We start from the raw sequence: 21,241 nt of genomic DNA on the forward strand, positions 1-21,241 counted from the left end.
GGAGTAGTCTCATGAAACATTATAGCGGGTTAGATGTCTCACTCAAAGAAACTTTTATTAGTATCATTGATGAGAAAGGAAAAATTGTTAAAGAAGGGGTTGTTGCAAGTGAAAGCAGTGCAATAGCTGAGTTTCTGCTTGGTCAAAACAAAAAATACGAGTCCATAGGAATAGAAAGCGGGCAATTATCAATATCGATGTGCAAAGAGTTGAGGAATCTTGGATTACCAGTAACTTGTGTAGATGCAAGGCATATGGCAGCAGCATTATCTGCGAGAATCAATAAGAATGATAAAAATGATGCAAGAGGCATAGCACAAATGATGAGAGTTGGGCTATTTAAGGAGGTATTAGTAAAATCAGACGAAGCTTGTCAGGTTAAAATAATACTTGGAAGCAGAAGACAATTAATACGTTGCAGAGAGCAAATTGCGGGAACAATAAGGGGATTACTGAAAATATACGGGATAAAAGTTAATCAACGTCTTAGTTCTGCAAACTTTGCTTTAAAAGTGCAAGAAATGGTTAATAATCTAGATGAAATTAGCCAAACCTCAATTGAATCATTAGTACATAGTTTAGAAATAATAGAAGAATCAATAAGAAAACTTGATAAAATGCTCTCAGAACAAAGCAAAAAAGATGAGGATTGTAAATTATTAACTACTGTTCCAGGAGTTGGTATTATAGTAGCAATGACATATAAAGCTGCAATAGATGATCTGCATAGGTTTGAAACATCTTATACAGTTGGAGCCTATATGGGATTAAGTCCAAGACAGTACGCTTCTGGTGAGATTGATCGACACGGAAGTATATCAAAAATGGGACCAGTGGACTGTAGGAATATGTTATATGAAGCCGCGCAGGTCTTACTGGTAAAATGTAAAAGGACATTTAAATTAAGAAGCTGGGGATTGAAGCTTAAAAAGAAAAAGGGCATGAAAAAAGCAATTGTTGCAGTAGCAAGAAAATTAGCCGTGATTATGCATAAGATGCTAATCGATAGAAAAGAGTTTTGCTATCAATAAACACTAAAGAAGTATAAAACAATAATTTTACTGAAAGTAAAGATAGCAATGCCGATGGAAGGGATAAGCAAGAGGATAAGTTGAAGCATAGACTTCGTGGCGTACATGTTGCCGTCCACTTCCGCCTAACAAGTATAGTGCGGCTTGGCTACAATATGAATTAGCCATATTAGACCGCGGAGAGAACAATGGAAGCATGCTACTTTTAACTTATGTAAAATCATTAAGACTATAGAGGAAAAGAATGATACCTTAGTTTTTATAAGCTTAATGAATATGTGGATAAATACTTTAAGTTTGTGTGGACGTATTTATCCACATATTCATTGGCTACATAGTTTAAAAGAGATTAATTGGAAATTAGTGTTGATGTTTTTATTGCCAATAAAACCTCTTTTGATTGAATAAGATAATACAATAATAAATAAAAGGTTGTATTAGAGCTGAATTTTACATCAAAAAATATTTTTCATGATACAAAAAATTATTGTTGACTTTTATGCAATTAGAGAACTTATCAGATACCCAGTCACTATGCACAAAGTTTTTATACACCAGCATTAATGGAAATATAAAGCTTAGGTTATCAATATATCGAACATATTCGTCTTGATTTAATTTTCTTATTATTTTGCTGAAATTAGGTTTAATAATAATATCCTTATATCGAGCATATTCGTATTCGTCTAGATTGAATTTTCTTGTTATTTCGCTGAAATTGAAATAAGGCTTAATAATAATATCCTCATATCGAGCATATTCGTCTTGATTTAATTCTCTTATTATTTTGCTGAAATCAGGATCCTTATATCGAGCATATTCGTCTTGATTTAATTCTCTTATTATTTTGCTGAAATCAGGTTTAATAATAATATCCTTTAATAAATCTGTATTGTGAAAATTAATATCGCTTTTTGTTAAGAGTAGATCATTTGATTTAAAATCAAACTCTTTTAATTTTTTCACTTCTAAATTAGGCACTTGTAGTCCTAAGTCAATCTTTATATCCTTTAATATGTATCCAATTCGTTTACTATCTGCGTATTCTTTGTTAAATAGCGCAATGAAATCAAGAGCGATTGATCTTGATTTTTTGATTAACCAACTATAAGTATCACGTACTCCATCTAGTACAAAAGTTAACATAACCCCTCATTTTTAAATACCATATTTAAATGTATAATATTTTCAATTAGCAAGCAAGTTTCTAGGCTGAAGTATGTTACAGTATTTTTAAAGTATGTTGCTCAGAAGAAATGGAATATTATTTAATATCCTGTCTTGAAGTAAGCGCTATCTTCAGAGTCCCTTCATCTAGGTAGTCAATTTCTCCACCTATCGGTATACCACAAGCAAGGCGCGATATTTTTACATTCGAATTCTTTAGCAATTCAATTATATATTGCGCAGTAACTTGGCCTTCTAATGTCGGATTGATTGCAATAATGACCTCTTCAATTTTAAATTCTGTAACTCTTTTGGGAATGTTATCAAGATTCAGTTCTTTTGGACCTATGCCATTTATTGCTGATAGCCTTCCACCCAAAACATGATACATACCTGAATATATATTCCCTTTTTCAAATGCCCATAGATCACCCAATTCTTCTACTACACACATTAACTTGGTGTCACGCTTTGGGTTAGTACAAATAGAACACGGCGATTTAGTATCTAGGTTTCCACAAATTTTGCACTCTATTATAAGATCCGCTAGCTCTCTAATCAAAGATGCAAGCGGTAGCATGACTTTCTCTTTATTTTGGAGCAAATGTATAACTAATCTTCGTGATGATGATGGACCTAAACTTGGCAATTTAGAAAAAGCATGAACTAAATTCTTTATATTAATGTTCATTTAACAAATTCAGGATATAGTTTATAAAATGATAACATCAAACCTTTCGTAAAGAAAGCTTAGTTTGATTGGCTATGAAAAAGATTTCCCACTTTTTTTAGAACTGTCTTGAAAAAATTAATGTAATCACAATCTACTGTAACCTAACTCTGATTCAGGTATAACTGAAATTATCTCACACATTTGCGTAGTTACTACGGTACTTCTTTTTTGAAAATGACGTAATTTATTTTTCAACATATTTCTTTCTTCTACATAACTGTCTGACTCTTTATTCAAACTAGAATTTTTTTCTTCATACTTGGAAAGTATTGTATCGATCAAATAATTAAAAAATAATATTAGACCTGTAGTGTTGGCAAGCAATGCAAGAGAATAATATAACATATCTTCACTCACTTCTTCATTTATTATGTCATGGGAATTTCTATACATTCTAAAACAAGAGCCGAAGGCTGCTAAGCATACACAAGTAAGTTTTGTTTTGTTTAGGACACACTTAATTCGTGCTAGTTTTTTATTATTATCTTCTAATTTTATACGCAACTCACTAATTTTACTACTATAGTGCTGAATAAACAATTCTATGGCCTCTTTGTTATTAGCATAATTATATGCTTTGTAAGATTCCTTATCTATGAGTTCAGTATCTATATCCTTTGATTTGAGAAGCTCTTTGATTGCTTCATTTTTGTTAAGAAGCATAGCTTCGTGTAGAGGTGTGTACTCATTTTCAACATCTTTTCTTCTGTTAATATTTTCACGAGTTAAGTAGTTAAAAAGAGCTGAAATGCATTCTGAATTATTGCTTTCAATAGCCAGAGTAATTGCATCTTTTCCATCCTTGTTATTAGTATTAATAACTTTGAAAAGCGGCTTTTCATTCTCTTGCTTATGTTCAAAATATTTGCGTTTGTAAAACTCACTTGAACAGTATGGTTCCTTAAGAATACACAAAAGTTTTTCTACAAAACAAGTACGATTTCTTTTTATAGCTACATGTAAAGGTGTGTCATGATTCTCCTCGTCTTGCAACAATAAGACATCATACAAATAACCCTCTTTATATAAAAAATTAATCTCTTGATCAAAAGAGATATCTTCTTCTCCTTTACAGATATTTAGTAGCCGTAACCCTATACTTTCTGTAGTACTGTAATCAATTGCAGAGCTACGTTGCACTTTAGATTGATAAAGGGTTACGTCCATACTATTCCTACCTTTAAACAACCCAGCTATACCTCTAAATATTACAGCTATACCTGATTCACTCCGAGCAGCACAAGGCGTTTTATCTTGAATGTGAATCTCAACATTTTCACTAGAAAAAAGTTCTAAAACATGCGAGTTGCTTTTTCTACTGGAAAAAGGCACATCGTTCCTTTTATCTTTAATCTCAGCACTCTTTGCATTCAAAGAATTTAGAGAGTTAGCTAAACAATCAAGATCTGTAGCATTTTTAGACTCAAGGTCTTCTGCTTGAAAATTTGCTGCAGTGTTTATTTCACCTTTCATATTTCTTTTTTTACAGAAGTTGCATTTCAGGTAGGGTATCTCATCTTTAAAATTTTTCAACTCTATTTAAATTTTTTTAAAATAGTTTTTGATAAAAATACTTATGAAACTAACTTCTGTGTTAATTTTTTAGAAGATTTTATAGCTAAAAAATTACTTCCGCATATTTTAAATCTGATTACAATTACAGTTAGAGATATTTATTGAGCTCAAAAATCTATCTCCGTCTGCAGACTTTTTTATTAAACTCATTAAAAAATGTAGCGTATCCTCTTCAGAGCATATCTGTCGTATGTTCACTGCATTTTTTCTAATCTTTTTTATACAGGGGGATCTTATGTTCAGAATTCCAGATACTTGACCTTTAATTTAGCTAATAAAAACCAACTGGTACCTGCGGTTTTTATAGCTACGTTTTCTCAAATAAGTTTTAAATGAATAGATTTCTTGCATAATAAGATGTCATCCCAGTGCTTGACACTGGAATCCAATAAGAAAAATGCGCTGGAACTTTCGAATTCCAGTTATGCAAGAAATCTAATGTTAAAAAACTCACAGTTATCCTAGTACTGCTTTATTATCTTCAGTCTTTTCATACTTGACAGAAGAGAGTTGAGGATTAACAGCTTCTTCTATTGATTTAGCCTGTTTATAGTCTTGACTTAGGAAATATATAGCCACTCCAACTGCTATTCCAGCAACAAGAGCAGATACTGCGAGTGTGCATAATATAATAGTCATTGAAGGGACTAAAGCACTACCAACACCGAGTCCAATGCCAAGAAAAACGCCAGGTATAATGCCAATCAAACCATTACATCTAGCACTTTCTTTTTTCGATTGAGCTTGGTCTTTCATAGATTTAATGAGTGCTTCTCTTGTTTTTTCTTCTTGATCTAAATCTAATGGGATTTTCTCTTCTTTATTCTTTATCAAAGGGCTTGCACCATATTTTAAAAGGGCTTCTATTGCCTCAGTGTTATTACTTATAACAGCTTGGTGTAATAACGTATTTCCATTTTGATCTTGAAAATTTATCAATTTATAGAAATACTGAGGAGTAGCAAATATATTCACCACTTCATCTAAAATCTTCATCACGTTTTGAAACGGTAATATATCTCCTTTTTCAGACCTTGCACTATTGTGTTTAATACAGTGTTTCAAGATAGGGTATACTATCTTTCCTCCTTCTTTATTGATAAGATCTCCATTTACAGGGATTTTATTTAAAATAGCCAGTGAGAATAACTCCTTTTTAATCACAATTTCGCTATTATCATTAAGATATTCTTGTAACTCTTTAATTTTTTCTATAAATTTCTTTTCTCCATCATTAATGATTTTACGTAAATCAGTCATATTATCTCCCTATTCTAATTATATAAATAATATAATAAATTCTAATAAAAGTCAAGTTTTTTTAATTAAAAAATTAATAGAACTTATTAGCAATTCCTACAAATGTCAAATAAATTCAAAAGAAACTCACAGGATCAACATCTATTGTTACTGCAATATTTGAACTCAAGTTACAGCAATGTTTCAGCTTTTTCTTTATAGACAGACTGTATTTATTGTGTATTTTGAGTAACACTCTATACCGATATTTATTATTTAAGAAATTTATTGCTGCTGGTGATGGGCCAAAAATTTCAAATTCTTTCAATGTCAAGTGCTGAGAGGTAGTTGAAAATTGATTATGTAAAAAGCTTGTTAACTCACTTGCTGCTTTCTGCGTTGCAAATTGATCCTTACCACAAACTATAAGCGCTATTAATCTACTAAATGGGGGCATTTTAGCTTTGCTTCTTGACTCAAGTTCAATTTCATAAAACAAATCCCTTTTTTGCTGCTGCAATGCTTTTATTATCAAACTTTCAGGATTATTAGTTTGCACTATTACCATTCCTTTTTCATTAAACCTTCCCGACCTTCCTGCAACTTGATGCAATAATTGATATGTCTTTTCTGCTGCCCTGAGGTCAGAATTTTCAAGGCCTAAATCTGCGTTTATCACTCCAACCAAAGTTAACTTAGGGAAATTATGCCCTTTAGCAATCACTTGTGTACCGATTATAATATTCACTTCTTCTTTGAGCACTGAGTCAATTACGCTACCAAGCGACTTCTGGTCGCTGCTAATAATCGCAGTCTTTGCGTTTGGTATTAATTTTACTATTTCTTCAAGTAACCTCTCAATTCCTATACCACAAAGGGATAATGACTGCTGACTTTGACAATTAGAACACTTTTCTGGAAGTTTTAATTGATAAGAACAGTGATGGCATAAAAGGACATTCTTTTTCTTGTGGTACGTAAGCCATACAGTGCAATTTGAGCAGGAAATTTTATATCCACATTTTTTACAAACTGCAAGTTGCGCATACCCCCTGCGGTTTAGAAAGAGCATAACTTGCTGTTTTTTCTCTATGGTTTGTTTTATCCCTTCGAAAAGCTCATTTGAAATCCATTGTTTATTATTCACTACTTTTATGTGCGGCAACTCTGCACCACCGAATCGTTCGGTTAGCTTTACATGGTTGTAATTCCCTTTTTTAACATGATAAATTGTTTCAAGCAGCGGAGTAGCGGATGATAAAATAATCGGAATATTTTCGAGCTTGGCTAAGATAATGGCCATATCTCGAGCATTATATATAATCCCCTGTTCTTGTTTAAAGGATGAGTCATGCTCTTCATCGACGATAATTAATTTTAGGTTTTTATAAGGCAAAAAAAGTGATGACCTTGCCCCAATAATGATCTGCGCACTTCCATTTGCTATATTGAGCCAATTATTTCGGCGAGCTTTTGGAGTAAGTCCTGAATGCCACTCAGCTATATTTCCAGATATCTGACTGTGAACACGATTTACCAATTGTGAAGTTAGAACAATTTCTGGCAGAAGGATAAGGACTTGTGCATCGTTTACGATTTCAATTAACCTTGCAATCACAGAGAGATAAACTTCCGTTTTTCCAGACCCGGTTTCACCGTCAAGCAAAGTCACTGAATACTCATTCAAATTACTTATTATCTTATTGCGAGCTGCTTGCTGCTCAGGGCTTAATTGGCAATCTATTTCACTTATTTCCTGATTTTGCTTAGTGAAAACTAACTTATCTATCTGATTTACCTTTAATACTCCTCCCATTATTACTTTGGCAAGCATACCGATAGGTATTACATTATACTGCGCAACCCACTCTGCAAATTCGATCAGTTTTGGTCTGATACTCGGTAACTCGATCTTTTGTTCAATGCATTTTAATTCTCGATCACTCTTGCCGCTATATTTCCAAACTATTCCAATCAAACGCTTTCTGCCAAATGGTACCACTACGTAATCTCCAATTGAAGTTTCAGTATCTTTCTCAATTGCATATGAAAATAGCTGATCAATTGGAAGTGGTAGTAATACGTCAACTATTCTTGTCATAAGTTAGCGCTGTTTTTAGATACATAAAGAAGCCTTAATGCTTTTTTCATAGTACACAATTTATAATCATAAATATTAGAAATGTGAGGAAATTCTGTATGTTTAGCGATAAAATAGTCCTAGACTTTGAAATAGAAAAAGGTGACCGAATAGATCGGTGTTACTTCTCTACACGCATCAAACTTACAGATAAGAGCAAGAGTTTTCTACGTGAAAAGCTCGGTAAACCTAACAATTTAGATGATTACTTTAATCTTAATCCTGAGAATTTTTATATTTATTACAACAAATATAGTGGGCACTATGGTATAAATGAGCTGTATGTCAGAGATAATAATGGTAGATATTTAGCTACTAAACTTCCACTTGATCAGAGCGGATTTTCGATAGAGTTATCATTCGACGAGGTGAATTATGGCTTTTATCCTATGTATGCAATCTATAACCCCACTCAATATGACAAAAAGCAGGAAAAGAGCTTTGAAGATAATGGTGAATTGCAGACGTTTGTGTCAATTGTATTGGATTACTTTCTAAATGGCTTAACCGTTCAAGATATGTTTTTGCAAATACAAAATGAGCTTGTTGAAAAAGAAACAAAATTAGAAGAAGACAGAAGAAAAGCAGAGGAAGAATTAAATAAAAAGAATGAAAAGTTAAGGGAACTCATAGAAAATGATGAGATTAAAGTACTTAAAGTAATAAAAGGCCATAGTATTGGGAATGGACGTTCAGCGGCAATTTTGCAGCTTGATGGTGATCTTGATGCAAGTAAGTACTACATAGCAGAGTATGAAGGCAATGAATACTTACATTGCACGAGCTCTGGTTATGACATACTGCTTGACCAGAGCGATTTATTTTTTGTTCTCAATAGCAGCTCTTATCTTGAACTTGAAAGCGGTTTCTACTCAATACCTGCTGGCAACTATGCTAAATATCTCGATACTAAGAATCTGCTTTTTAGCGATGATCAACTATCTAAGCAGTTATGCAAAAACAAGGTAAAGGCTGAATCTACAGTTAACGCATTTTTCTCAAGACTTATTTATAGTGAAAATTTTTAAGAGGTGAATATGAAATTTAAAACAAATTCTGAATATGATAAATCACAAACTTTGATTAAAAAATTATTTCCAAATAAAGAAAGTATAGTAATAAACGATCAGCTTACAATAGAAGTAAAATATGGGGGATTAGCTAGTTATACCCCTGAGTATATAAAACAAACTGTAAAAGATGCTTACGGAGCCTGGTCTGATAATTTCTATTCACAAAAAAGCGTTCATTCTGGTCCAGTAAAATTGCAGCTTTATGTGCTGAAAAATTACGATGATTACAAAGCTCACATCAAGGAACTTTCAGGTGGTAAGGACCATAGAGAATTATGGGGTGGTGGAACGGTCAGAGCACACGAAGCTGACGGCACGATAGCAAAGACTTTTATTGTTGGAGATGTAAATGGTTTACTTTGCGCAAAATCTAAAATTTTAATGGAGAAAATGAGCGATGCATTTCTTGAGTACTCTACCGGTAATATGGATACAGTACCTGAAGTTTTACGTACCGGTATGAAGCTTTTCATGTGGAGCTATGATGCAGCTAAAAAAGAAAGCACTCGCGATATGCATTATACAAAAGAAGCATACAATAAAATGCATGAATCTGGGCATGATACACCATATAAAATAGCAAGTATGTCTAACGACTATAGAATATCAGATTGCTTAGTGACATTCCTACAAGAAAAACATCCTCAATTCATAAAGCAATTGCTTACTGAAATGTCCTTCGATAGAGTACAAGCGATATCAAAATTCAAACATCTTTTGAATAACTCAGAAGTTGAAAAAGAATTTAAGCAGTGGATGGATGTAAAAAGTGGCGATAAAATTGTGGCAGATCTTGTGCCAGATAGTGAAGTTATGACTTTTGGCGAACACAAGCTTCAAATAAATATAAAATATGATGATGAGGAATTAACTCAGAGCAAATTGAGTAGTGTAAAAAATGCCATCGAGAGTACTATAAAAGATTTTGATTCAGCATTTGGCATTAATAATTCTCAGCCTTGGCACAACATACCAAATAAAGTTAATGTTTTCGTATTTAATACAAAGAGTGACTACGAAAATTATCTTAAGGAGTTGAACGTTAACTATAAAGGCGCTTCTGGCTTAACAGTTCAAGGGCGTGGCTCAGAAGTTCATGTTTATTTTTATCTACAAGACCAATTTGATGACTCGTGTAAAACTTTAAAACACGAATTGGGGCACGCCTTAACTATCATTAATTCCTATTATGGTACAGGTGATGTCTTATCTAAGGCCATGCATGAAGGGGTTGCTAACTATATGGCAAGTTTAGAAGATGGTCGGCATGTCAATGACCACGGAGATAAAGAGGCCTTGATTGCAATAAGAAATAAAGATCTCAAACCAGATGAAATATTGCGCAATAATATTTGGAGTAATAAAGGGGAACATTATCATTCGGATGCTGAACAAGTGATCAAATTTCTTGAAGATAAACACCCAGATATGATTGATAATTTGCTCAAGAGCCTTTCTAAATCTGGTGCAAATAGGTCTCAAGGTAATAAATTATTTGAGGATTTTTTGGCTGAGCTGAAAGGTTATGATCAAGAATTTAAACAATGGGTTAAGGCTGAGCTGAGTGGTGAACAACATATGGAATATAATGTTGTTGAATCTAACAGTGTTGAAAGTTCAACAAGCCAACAAAGTACAGGCAAGGGTCTATATGGTTATAGCCCAGTACATAATGTAAGTGGTGATAAAACCAAGATAGAAAGTGTCAGTAGAGAAGATTCTATGCAACCTGCTAAAAAAGTGAGTGAAGACGAACAAGGAAAAGCTGTTACAACAAAAGTTATGAAGTATAATAAACAGCCTTTCTTAAAGGTGAATATTGATGACAATAATGTAGAAAACACTATAGGAAAAGTAAACGAGATAAATAAGGTAACAGGTGCGACGAGTTTACATTTTGCTGCTTCATTGGGAGATTTAAGCAAAGTAGCAATGCTACTAAAACACAATTCATATACTGATACAAGAGACCATAATGGACAAACGCCACTACATTATGCCATTCAGTCAGGAAATACGGAAGTAGCAAAATATCTTATTGATCATGGAGCAAATCTTAATGTTCATGACAATTATTATCAGAAAACTAATACTAAATATGTGTATTATAAGACACCTTTACACTATGCCATTGAGTCTGGAAATATAGAGATAGCTAAATACTTAATAGATCGTGGTGCAAATCCTAATATTCAAGATGCTTATTCCAAAACGCCATTATACAGTGCTATTTATTCAGGTAATACAGAAATAGTGAAGTATCTATTAGATCATAACGCAGATCCTAATAGTAAAAGTTATTATACTTTTCCGTTACTTGCTGCTATTAAGCTAGGGAATGCGGAAATAGTTAAGAGTTTAATTGAGCATGGCGCAGATCTTGGTATCAAAAACACGTCAGCTCAAACACTGCTGCACTATGCAATTGAGCTAAAACATACGGAAATTGCTAAATACTTAATAGATCGTGGTATAGATGTTGATACCCGTGATATTAGCTCTGGTAAATCTCCACTACATTTTGCCATGTACATGAAAAATATGGAAGTAGTTAAATATCTCATAGAGCATAATGCGGATATTGATATTCAGGATAGCTACGGCTTAACACCTTTGCATCTTGCTGTTGATCTTGGGAATAAGAAGATGATAGAGCAGTTAGTTGAAAAAGGTGCGAATATTAATGCTCAGGATAATGATGGTTGGACACCTTTAGTTCATGCAGTGAGGCATGGAAAGTTAGATACAATAGAATATCTAATAAAAAACAAAGCTGACGTTGACGTTGTAGGCAAAGATGGCAGGACACTTGTTGAACATGCTGAGTTATGGGCAGAAGAGAAAGGACTAGCAAGAGATGTAATAGATAGCAAAGGCGGTAATGATTCTTATTATCGTGAGCTTTCAAAAGAAGCTGCAACTTGGGAAAAAGCTGGAAAGGATATGCTTAGCTATCTCAAAAAAATTACTATGCAAGAAGAAGAATCTAACGATATAGACCAAATGCCAGCAGATCAACCTGCGAGTGAAGAAAGGAGTAAAAGATCGATAAGAGGAGATGAAGAGAAGCAAGAGGAAACAATTGTTATAGATAATGTGAAACAACATCCTTTAAAAATCAAAGTGGGTGAGGCTGTTGAAATAGGGAAATATAAGGTAGAACTGCAAGTTACGTATGATGATGTAAGAAATTTTTATGACACTATACGTGGTAAATATCATGATGGTAGTGGATACAATTATGAGCAAGTAATGGTTTTGTACAATGAAATTGTTAGGCCAGCATCACAGCATCATGATGAACCATTTACTCTTGCTGAGTCCTATATTGCAGATGGGCATCTATTTATTAAAAATCAAGATTTTGGAATTTTGAATGATTTTAATGAGATGTTCTATAAAAGTGATGAGTTTATGTAATGTAAAAGGTGGATGAGAATTAATTGATATAAGGAATTAGATCTTTCACTGTCATCCCAGTGTTTCTTTCCCCTGCCATTCCGGCGTTTCCTTCTCCTGTCATCCCAGTGCCCCGACACTGGGATCCAGTGTTCATATAATCTCATCACAAACGTTTATTTTAATTTTAGACCAATACCCAATTTAGAATCAAAATTCCTAGATTCCAGTGTCAAGCACTGGAATCTACTATGCAATTTACTTTTTTATATAACAAATAATATTAATTTATTAATTGACAGGTGGCGTGGGTTATACTATTATTAAGATATATAGTTAATATCTTAATAATCAATATGCCAAAATATGTTAATCGCATTGCTCAATCTATTGTATTAAAAGTCTATACTGATAAGGAACATCCTAGAGTTAAAGTGTTTTATAAAACTGAAGATAGAGAAGATGGACAAGTTGAAACAAGACTCTCAAAACAGGAAATTGCGGAGTTTTTAAATCAATTTGCCAATAAAGGAAAGCACCAAATTTCTATCAGTAAAAATGTAGAACAAGGTATAATTAAAGATATAGAAGGTATACGTAGAGAAAATGGTAGATATGTATACAAAGCACCGGATTTATCAGCTGAAGAACAATATAATAAATTATTTGAAAGTGAGAAAGCTATTCAATTTAATTTGAATACTTTTATGTCAGATAGTATATCTAAAATTGTACAATTAAAAGATAGATTTGAAGAAATTTTAGGTTTTTCTCTCGAAAGAGGGGTATGTCACTCATTAAATTACTTTGTTACTTTTCTAAAATTAGAGAATAGGCAAGATTTTGTTGGATTTCTCGAGTCTGATAATATTATATCTGAACAAGATTTTATGAATTATATTGATGGAAAAAAAGAACAAACGAAAAAGTTATTAATGATGCAGTTTTTATCGCAATTCTTACCTATTCTTGATATTCAGAGCATTGAAAAGCGAGAAGGAGATCCATTTTATTATGATGAGATAATATATAAGCAATTATGTAACGATCTATCTTCAACAAAAGTATGGGTCTATACTAACCAAGAACAAATCAAACGTTTCTTAAATGATGTGAAGATAGGATGCTACTTAGAATTTAGTTATTTTTGCTATGCTTGTAATGAAGAAGATGTCATTGAGGATGAGGGGCATTCTATGTTGGTGTATAAAGCAGAGAATGATAAATACATATTTTTTGACCCTAATAAAGGAGCGGTTGGCTTTTGTCCTGATACAGGAGCTGCCAATTTTACATTAGAGGAAGTTTGTAGGGTAATGGAACTTGCTGTAAACCGTTATTCATATGATATGTATGTTGAAAATTTTGCAGATTATTGCGAAGTTCGTATTGGACTTAGAAATGCAACACTGATTTCAAAGAAAGCTGAAAAACTTTATGAAACAACAGAAAGAACAAATTCAAAAATAATTGATATATCAGTTGATAAAGGTATGAATAAATTGTTGCTCACACCTGCAAGTCTGTGAAAGGACATAACTCGATCTTTTTGGCTATTTACCAAGTATAGACATCAGCTCATTCCATTCTCTTTTACCAATGCCACTTTCTTCTCTCGCAACATTTTCTCCTTTTATTAGCTTGCGAATTATTTCAAGACCAGTTTTTGAAATACAGGCTGATTTTAAGGAGTATTCAATGAAAGCATTATAGGCCAGCGGGACCCATTTCTTTACTATGTCCAACATAACTTCTGCATAGACTCTAATTTCATATTGGGCGTGCTGATCAGCTCTAAGCCTTAAAAAGTGAAGAAGGTTGTGTAAATCTATTTTCCAATAAAACTGAGTATAGTAATTAAGTGTTAGATTAGTTCGGGCAATTTCCCTTGCAAGGCCCTGTTCAATAAATTTCTCATAATGAGAATATACTAAATTAGAATCATTTATTAGAGAATCTATTATTTCTTTTGAAGTACTTGAGTCAAAAGCTTCACCGCTGCCTTGTTTATTATTATCAGATTGTTTTGCAACCTGTTCTGGTATATAAAATTCATTATCAAGTATCGAATACCTTCCGGAATATTCATTCACATTTGCAGTTCTGTGTCTTATCCACTGTCTTGCAATAAAAATTGGAAGTTTCACGTGAAACTTAATTTCACACATTTCAAATGGAGTTGTATGATGATGCCTCATCAAATACTTTATAAGCGCTTCATCTTGATTTATCTGTTTTGTTCCCTTTCCATAAGAAACACGAGCAGCTTGAACTATGGCGCTATCAGAGCCCATATAATCAATCACTCGAACAAATCCATGATCTAATACTTTATGTTCTTCGTATAGAATGTCATCTATTTCTTTTACTGTAGTTCGCTTAGTTGTCTCATTCATAATATATCCTCAAGATGAAACGAAAATATCAGCCCCGCATGAATTGAGTTTTTCGTCCATTGCTTCATAGCCTCTCCATAAATGATGTGAGTTATTTATTGTAGTTTCTCCTTTAGCTACCAAAGAAGCGAGAATTAAAGCTGCTGTTGACCTTAAGTCATTAGCATGCAGATTAGCTCCAGATAAGCTCTTTATTCCACTTATAGTAGCTTTATTTTTTTCGATGCTGATATTAGCACCTAATTTTCTTAGCTCATTTGCATGTGCAAATCTACTTTCAAAAACGTTCTCTTCAATGATTGATATTCCACCTGCAATTGACATAGCAGACATTAGTTGTGGTTGCATATCACTGGGAAAGTTGGGATATGGATTTGTTGCAACGTGAGCAGATTTAATAGAGCCATTTTTTCTAGAAATAATAATACCATCATCATGTAACTCAACTCTGGCTCCTATAGTCTTCAATTCATTTGCAATACATTCTATATCAGACAAACTTACTCCTTCTAACTTTAGCTCGCCGTCGGTAATGATAGCAGCCAAAGCATAAGTACCGGCCTCTATGCGATCTGGTATGATTGTGTGGACACATCCGTTTAATTCATCAACGCCTTCTATTGTGATTTTTGTGTTGTTAACTTCAATATTGGCACCCATAATCTTCAGAAACTCTATTAAATCAAGAACTTCCGGCTCCGTTGCGGCATTGTTTATTGTTGTTACTCCTTCTGCAAGTGTTGCTGACATGATTATGTTTTCTGTTGCGCCAACACTTACTTTTTCAAATGTTATTTCTTTGCCTTGCAATTTTCCCTTTGTTGTTGCAGTTATATTACAGCTATCAATTTCAATTTTAGCTCCCATTGCTTCAAGTGCCTTGATATGAATGTCAACAGGACGTTTTCCAATATTACATCCACCAGGAAATACTGTTGAAACTCTACCAAATCTGCTGAGCATTGGACCTAGCATTAAAAAAGATGCTCGCAGTCTGCTTGCAATTTCATGTGATATTAAATGGTTATTGATATTGCTACAGTCAATTTCCAAAGTATGATTTGCTTTATAGTCTTTATTGCATATAAAATTTACTTCTGCACCAAGACTCTTAAGCAGCTCAGACATCAAATGCACGTCAATTAAATCAGGTACGTTATGCAAAGTTATTGAAGAATTACTAAACAAGCTTGCCGCCATTATTGGCAAGACTGCATTCTTTGAACCATTAATCTTGATTTTTCCAATCAAGGGCTTATGGTTACTTCTTACTAATATTTTATGCATTTAATCAAGCGATAGAACTTATCAAGTAAGTATAATAGGTTAGCGGTAAAAGGCAAAATTTTGCTTTTTCTTCTTCAGTCATTCGAGTAGCTGACACTGGGATGGCTTTGTTGCACCACTCAAGGAAAGAACAGGCAGTTACTGATGGAATTTGTTATAAAATAGATATTTAGCCGACAAAGGAAAAATATGCCAATAAGAATGAAAGTCAGTAACTGCAATGAATATAACAAATTTCTTCAAGAAAGGGGAAATGTTTTTCATTATATCAACGATGCCATTGAAAATTGGTACGAAAATAGTCCAAAAGTAGCAGGTGGCAACAATGTCTACAGCGACAAAGTAGTGATTCTAATTCACATAATAACCTATCTATTCAGGATTGGTCTTAGGCAAACAGTGGGATTTATAGAGAAATATCTTGAGCAAATAGGGAAAATTTTGCAAATTATCAGCTATTCGCAGGCTTCAAGAAGGTTTAAAAAGCTTAATATCAAAATCAACGACTGCAGAGTTGATAAGAACGATATGGAAGATATTGAAATTGCTATAGATAGTACAGGTATCAGCATCTACAATAATATTCCAGGCCATAGTAAGGCAAATGGTACAGATAGAAAGTATCGCCGCTATGAGCAAACAAGATGTAATGCTAGAGATAGGTAGTAAAAAAGTTATAGCTGCAAAATACAGTAGTGGAGTTTATTCCGACCACTATGGAGCCTGTGATCTTATTGAAAGAGTGGATACCAAGTATAACATAAGCACGATATATGCAGATAGATCGAAAGAAGTTATACAAACTGTGCGATGAGCTTGACATAAAGACAAGGATTCCTCCGCAAAATAATGCAGTAGAGCATCCAAAGTTGGATTATATGAATGAGAGAAATTCTACAATCAAGCTCATAAAGTCATATGATGAAGATGGTATGAAGAGGTGGAAAAAAGAGATAAATTATTGGAAGAGATCTTATATAGAAAGTTTTTTCTCGCGACTGAAGCAAATATTTGGATTTAGTTTTAGGAATAAATCTGAGATTAATCGTGAGAAGGAACTGCTACTCAAGTGTTATTTGCTTAACAAATTTACTGAAATAGGCATGGCTAAGTTTGATATGGCTTCATGAATTTATTATACATTACCCACTATCCGAAGAGCTGTGCAACAAAGCCCACTGGGATCCATTTCTTCATCATCATCAAAATGTTATATTTCAACATTACTTTTATGCTGACCAATTTAACTGGATTCCAGTTGGCTTTGTTGCATCGCTATCTACGGCGGATTAAAGATAAAAAAGATGAAGAATATCAGTAGCTTATTATTCTAGCATTTATAGTAAGGACGGTCAGTGAATATCTAAATTTGAGTAAAAGAAATTTTACTACCATTCACTAATCTAGCTAAAATTCAAGAATTTCAATGCTTTAGCTATTTTAAGTAGAATTAAATTTACTAATACAAAAAATAAATTACTATTCTTAAATTTGATCAGATTGACTGCAAAAAAAATAAGATTTTCAATAAGTTGCTTGTATAGTTAGCCTTTCATAGGTAGCGATGCAACAAAGCCATTCCAGTTTCAGCTACTCGAATGACATTTTCGTAGTCGATTCAAAATAGCATAATTAACTACACCTTTCCAAAGATGAGAGACGCGTTGGTACCACCAAAACCAAATGAATTAGAAAGCGCATATTGAATTTTATGCTCTTGAGCTTTAAGTGGTACAAAATTTAAATCACACCCTTCTGAAGGTTTGTGTAGGTTTAAAGTTGGTGGAACAATTCCATTGTTTAATGCAAGGATACTAAATATTGCTTCAACACTTCCTGCGGCACCAAGTAAATGTCCTATAGAAGATTTAGTCGAGGAAACAGGTATTTTATAGGCATAGTCACCGAATAACTGCTTCATTGCTATTACTTCAACTTTATCCCCAAGTTTTGTTGAAGTTCCATGTGCATTGATATACCCAATTTGACTTGGGCTTACTTGTGCACTCCTTAAAGCAAGTTCCATTGCCTTAAGTGCGCCTCTTCCTTCTGGATGTGGTGCTGTAATGTGGTGCGCATCTCCTGTGAGTCCATATCCAGTGAGTTCTGCATATATTTTTGCTTCCCTTTTTTTTGCATGTTCATATTCTTCCAGAACTAATATACCGGCCCCTTCGCCCATGACAAATCCATCGCGTTCTTCGTCCCATGGCCTTGAGGCCTCTTCAGGCTTATCATTGAATTTAGTTGATAGCGCCTTCATCGATGCAAAACCTGCAATTCCAACTCTGCATAACGCGCTTTCTGCTCCGCCTGCAATCATAACGTCAGCTTCACCGAGTTTTATAGCTCTTGCTGAGTTTATAATCGCATGCGCACCTGTTGCACATGCAGTTACCGCTGAGTCATTTGGACCTATAAATTCGTATTTAATAGAAATATGACCAGATATCAAATTTATTAGACTTGCAGGAACAAAAAATGGGCTAACACGTCTAGGCCCCTTCTCCTGCATGGTAATTACATTTTCCTGAATTGATGGAAGACCACCTATACCAGAACCAATAGCTACACCTATTCGCTCTTTATTAATATTTTTATTTTCCAAAATTAGTGAATCTTCTACTGCCTGAACAGCTGCTGCAATTCCGTAGTGAATAAAACGATCTGTTCTTTTTAGGTCTTTTTCAGAAATATAATCTAGCGGATTAAAACAGCTTTCAGCGTTGTAGGATACCTGTCCTGCAACCCTGCAAGCAAGATCAGAAGAGTTGAACCTATCTGTACTGATTGCTTTTATGCCAGATTTACCTTCTTTCAGCTTTAACCAGGTGTTATTAACATCTGCTGCTAGTGGAGTAATTAAGCCAACACCGGTAACTACTACTCTTTTGCTCATTCAACATCAATTGTTTGCTTTGTTTACTACATATTCAACTATCTGTTCCATAGTTTCCATTTTTTGCGCATCTTCATCAGGAATCTCTATACCAAATTCTTCTTCAGCTGCCATGATTATTTCAACTGCATCTAAACTATCTGTGCCATGGTCTGAAAGCTTTGAAGAACTACTAAATCCCTCTACATCCTTACTGATGTGCTCTAGTATAATCTTCTTTACTTTTTCTTCTATATCTTCTCTAGTGCTTTTTGCCAATTCGTTCATTTCTTACTAAAAAATAACCTATTCTCTGATGTTATAAGAAATTTTGATGTTTGCAATAGCTTTTATGATTATATAAACTATTAAAAACTTCCTATCTCTTAGCACTCGATAGTTAATAAATTTAAAAATGCTAGACGAAACAACAAAAAATTTGCTTGTTGTAGAAGTGAATAAGCTCTTACCTGAAAATAGCGAGAATAAACTTATATCAGCTATGCGTTATGTACTTCTTGCTCCTGCAAAACATATACGTTCTTTTTTAGTTATAGCATCTTCGTCGATATTCAACATAAAGGTTGAAAAAGCAATAACAGCAGCAGCAGCAATTGAATTTATTCATGCTTACTCCCTCATTCACGATGATCTGCCATGTATGGATAACAGTGACACCCGCAGAGGCCAGCCAAGCTGCCACAAAAAATTTGGTGAAGCAACAGCAGTACTGGCCGGAGATGCATTACTTACCCTGGCTTTTGAGGTATTATCTTTGTTAAATTGTGAGATCATAAAAGTGCTCTCTCAAGCAATAGGAATGAAGGGAATGGTGGGAGGGCAGATTTTAGATATAGGTGCAGATTTTGACAAAATAAAAGAAATTCATTTGATGAAAACTGCAAAACTATTTGCAGCTTCATGTGAAATAGGGGCTATAATAGGAGGCGCTACAGACAAGGAGCGGGAAGCATTATATAACTATGGAATAAATCTAGGGCTTATTTTTCAAGCCAAGGATGATATCGAAGATTATGAGCAAGATAAAACAAACAATTTAATGTCCGTGCTTGGAAAAAATGAAATGGAAAACTATATAGATAGTCTCTTTAAACAGGCCTCAGATAATTTAATTACGCTTTCAGGGAATACTAGTGACTTATATGATTTATTGAATCAAGTAAAAAAAGATGGTTAGAAAAATTATATTACAAATGTTTATCTCTGTAGTAATGATTCTCACTTTAGCTTCTGTTTTTATAATCACTATTGTTTATATAAATAAAGATAAACCGGAAAAAGAGGACAAGCTTTACGAGATAAATGCCACACATGATGGTTTAACACAGACGATAGCACGTTATCTAGTAAAGCCCATACTTGAATCAGCACTTGATCGCTATATTGAAAAGCATGGGCTAGCAGAATATTTAGAAGAAATAACACAGCAAAAGGAAGAAGAGACGATAAAATTTTATGAAATTACTGAAGGCAGCGGCAGTAAGGCTTTCTGTGGCCAAGAAGTCCTGCTACAAATGTACAAAGTCTCCAACAACCTAGCAACGCTACTTCCGACTGATGTCAATTTGAAAATAGGTCAGGATTACTTAAAAGAAGTGAGTTTAGGGGTAATAGGTATGAAAGAAGGTGGAGAGCGTGTAGTTACTATTGCTGCTGATGACAACAAAATGAGTTTTAACTCTTATTACATCAAACTGATTGAAGTAAAAGATAAATATCCTGATTCAGTAAATAACCTAATGATTTTTAATGACTTAATTAACAAAACTAGAAAACAAGTAAAGTGTGGTGATGAGATATCGGCTCAATATAGCATAAAGAGATATAATGGTGAGTATATAGTCAAAGATCAAACAGTGCAGTTTAAAGTTGGTGACAGAAAAATGCCGCTTGCTATAGAACTTGGAGTTGTGGGAATGAGGGCTGGTAATAAAAGAACAGTTCTTTCTCCACCTGATCTTTTAACTGGTATATTAATAAAAGAAATAGATTTTGATGAAGAAAATATCTCAATAATTGATTTAAGCTTAGATTTTGCCATTAAGGAATAGCTTAACTATGATTGGCAAAGATAGCAAATTAAGAGAGAAGAGAACATAAGATAGACAAAATAGTATAGAGTAAAAATATTACACTGAAGTTCAAAAAATTTCGCTTGTACAAGTAAGCTAGTGTAAAATCTTAATTCAGAAAACCAGACTCTGATGAGATTACTTAAATAGTATTTTATTAAAACTTTACTTTTGTATGCTAATATATACGCAAGGAAAAAATAGAGTGTGAAAAATGCATTAATTTTTCT

15 protein-coding genes and 1 pseudogene are annotated in these 21,241 nt (G+C 33.6%); 7 read left to right on the forward strand and 9 right to left on the reverse strand.

Annotated features, from left to right (window positions below):
* Positions 1–11 precede the first annotated feature (11 nt).
* The gene (locus tag OPR37_RS00350) at positions 12–1,031 is read left to right on the forward strand and encodes an IS110 family RNA-guided transposase (protein WP_214303242.1); all 1,020 of its coding nucleotides are present in this window, start codon (positions 12–14) and stop codon (positions 1,029–1,031) included.
* 450 nt (positions 1,032–1,481) lie between these two features.
* Here OPR37_RS00350 and OPR37_RS00355 read toward each other — a convergent pair whose 3' ends face one another.
* The 5 genes from OPR37_RS00355 to priA all read right to left on the reverse strand — a co-directional run bounded on the left by OPR37_RS00355 (position 1,482) and on the right by priA (position 7,846).
* The gene (locus OPR37_RS00355) at positions 1,482–2,177 is read right to left on the reverse strand and encodes a hypothetical protein (protein WP_264711252.1); all 696 of its coding nucleotides are present in this window, start codon (positions 2,175–2,177) and stop codon (positions 1,482–1,484) included.
* Positions 2,178–2,295: 118 nt separating this feature from the next.
* Positions 2,296–2,883 (reverse strand): recombination mediator RecR, encoded by a 588-nt coding sequence (gene recR / locus OPR37_RS00360; RefSeq protein ID WP_264685039.1) that lies wholly within the window; start codon positions 2,881–2,883, stop codon positions 2,296–2,298.
* A gap of 132 nt (positions 2,884–3,015) precedes the next feature.
* Positions 3,016–4,404, reverse strand: coding sequence for an ankyrin repeat domain-containing protein (locus OPR37_RS00365; protein WP_052264726.1), 1,389 nt, complete (start codon positions 4,402–4,404; stop codon positions 3,016–3,018).
* A 558-nt stretch (positions 4,405–4,962) separates the two neighbouring features.
* The gene (locus OPR37_RS00370) at positions 4,963–5,766 is read right to left on the reverse strand and encodes an ankyrin repeat domain-containing protein (protein WP_264684909.1); all 804 of its coding nucleotides are present in this window, start codon (positions 5,764–5,766) and stop codon (positions 4,963–4,965) included.
* 115 nt (positions 5,767–5,881) lie between these two features.
* Entirely contained in the window at positions 5,882–7,846 is a 1,965-nt protein-coding gene (priA, locus tag OPR37_RS00375; protein WP_264684910.1) for a replication restart helicase PriA, read from the reverse strand.
* A 98-nt stretch (positions 7,847–7,944) separates the two neighbouring features.
* Here priA and OPR37_RS00380 point away from each other — a divergent pair, with 98 nt between their 5' ends.
* From OPR37_RS00380 to OPR37_RS00390, 3 genes are all read left to right on the forward strand, one after another.
* A complete protein-coding gene (locus tag OPR37_RS00380) occupies positions 7,945–8,913 on the forward strand; it encodes a hypothetical protein (RefSeq protein WP_265016853.1) in 969 nt (322 codons plus the stop codon).
* Between the two features lie 9 nt (positions 8,914–8,922).
* Positions 8,923–12,378 (forward strand): ankyrin repeat domain-containing protein, encoded by a 3,456-nt coding sequence (locus tag OPR37_RS00385; RefSeq protein WP_264684911.1) that lies wholly within the window; start codon positions 8,923–8,925, stop codon positions 12,376–12,378.
* A 335-nt stretch (positions 12,379–12,713) separates the two neighbouring features.
* A complete protein-coding gene (locus tag OPR37_RS00390; protein WP_019236757.1) occupies positions 12,714–13,886 on the forward strand; it encodes a hypothetical protein in 1,173 nt (390 codons plus the stop codon).
* A gap of 24 nt (positions 13,887–13,910) precedes the next feature.
* On the opposite strand, the gene thyX is transcribed toward OPR37_RS00390, so the two are convergent.
* Complete coding sequence (gene thyX, locus OPR37_RS00395) at positions 13,911–14,753, reverse strand: FAD-dependent thymidylate synthase (protein WP_007302176.1); 843 nt, start codon at positions 14,751–14,753, stop codon at positions 13,911–13,913.
* 9 nt (positions 14,754–14,762) lie between these two features.
* Complete coding sequence (murA, locus tag OPR37_RS00400; protein ID WP_264684912.1) at positions 14,763–16,040, reverse strand: UDP-N-acetylglucosamine 1-carboxyvinyltransferase; 1,278 nt, start codon at positions 16,038–16,040, stop codon at positions 14,763–14,765.
* 189 nt (positions 16,041–16,229) lie between these two features.
* Here murA and OPR37_RS06250 point away from each other — a divergent pair.
* Positions 16,230–17,170: pseudogene (locus OPR37_RS06250) on the forward strand (IS5 family transposase).
* A gap of 506 nt (positions 17,171–17,676) precedes the next feature.
* Here the strand turns inward: OPR37_RS06250 and fabF are convergent.
* Together fabF and acpP are read right to left on the reverse strand one after the other, a co-directional pair.
* Positions 17,677–18,939 (reverse strand): beta-ketoacyl-ACP synthase II, encoded by a 1,263-nt coding sequence (gene fabF, locus OPR37_RS00420; RefSeq protein ID WP_265016854.1) that lies wholly within the window; start codon positions 18,937–18,939, stop codon positions 17,677–17,679.
* A 6-nt stretch (positions 18,940–18,945) separates the two neighbouring features.
* Positions 18,946–19,206 (reverse strand): acyl carrier protein, encoded by a 261-nt coding sequence (acpP, locus tag OPR37_RS00425; protein ID WP_007302173.1) that lies wholly within the window; start codon positions 19,204–19,206, stop codon positions 18,946–18,948.
* Between the two features lie 127 nt (positions 19,207–19,333).
* Between acpP and OPR37_RS00430 the strand changes: the two genes are divergently transcribed.
* Entirely contained in the window at positions 19,334–20,116 is a 783-nt protein-coding gene (locus OPR37_RS00430) for a polyprenyl synthetase family protein (protein WP_019236755.1), read from the forward strand.
* A complete protein-coding gene (locus OPR37_RS00435) occupies positions 20,109–20,990 on the forward strand; it encodes an FKBP-type peptidyl-prolyl cis-trans isomerase (RefSeq protein WP_019236754.1) in 882 nt (293 codons plus the stop codon). The genes OPR37_RS00430 and OPR37_RS00435 overlap by 8 nt, the downstream gene beginning before the upstream one ends.
* Positions 20,991–21,241: the final 251 nt, after the last annotated feature.

The organism is Wolbachia endosymbiont (group B) of Lycaena phlaeas, assembly GCF_947251875.1.
Lineage (GTDB): Bacteria > Pseudomonadota > Alphaproteobacteria > Rickettsiales > Anaplasmataceae > Wolbachia.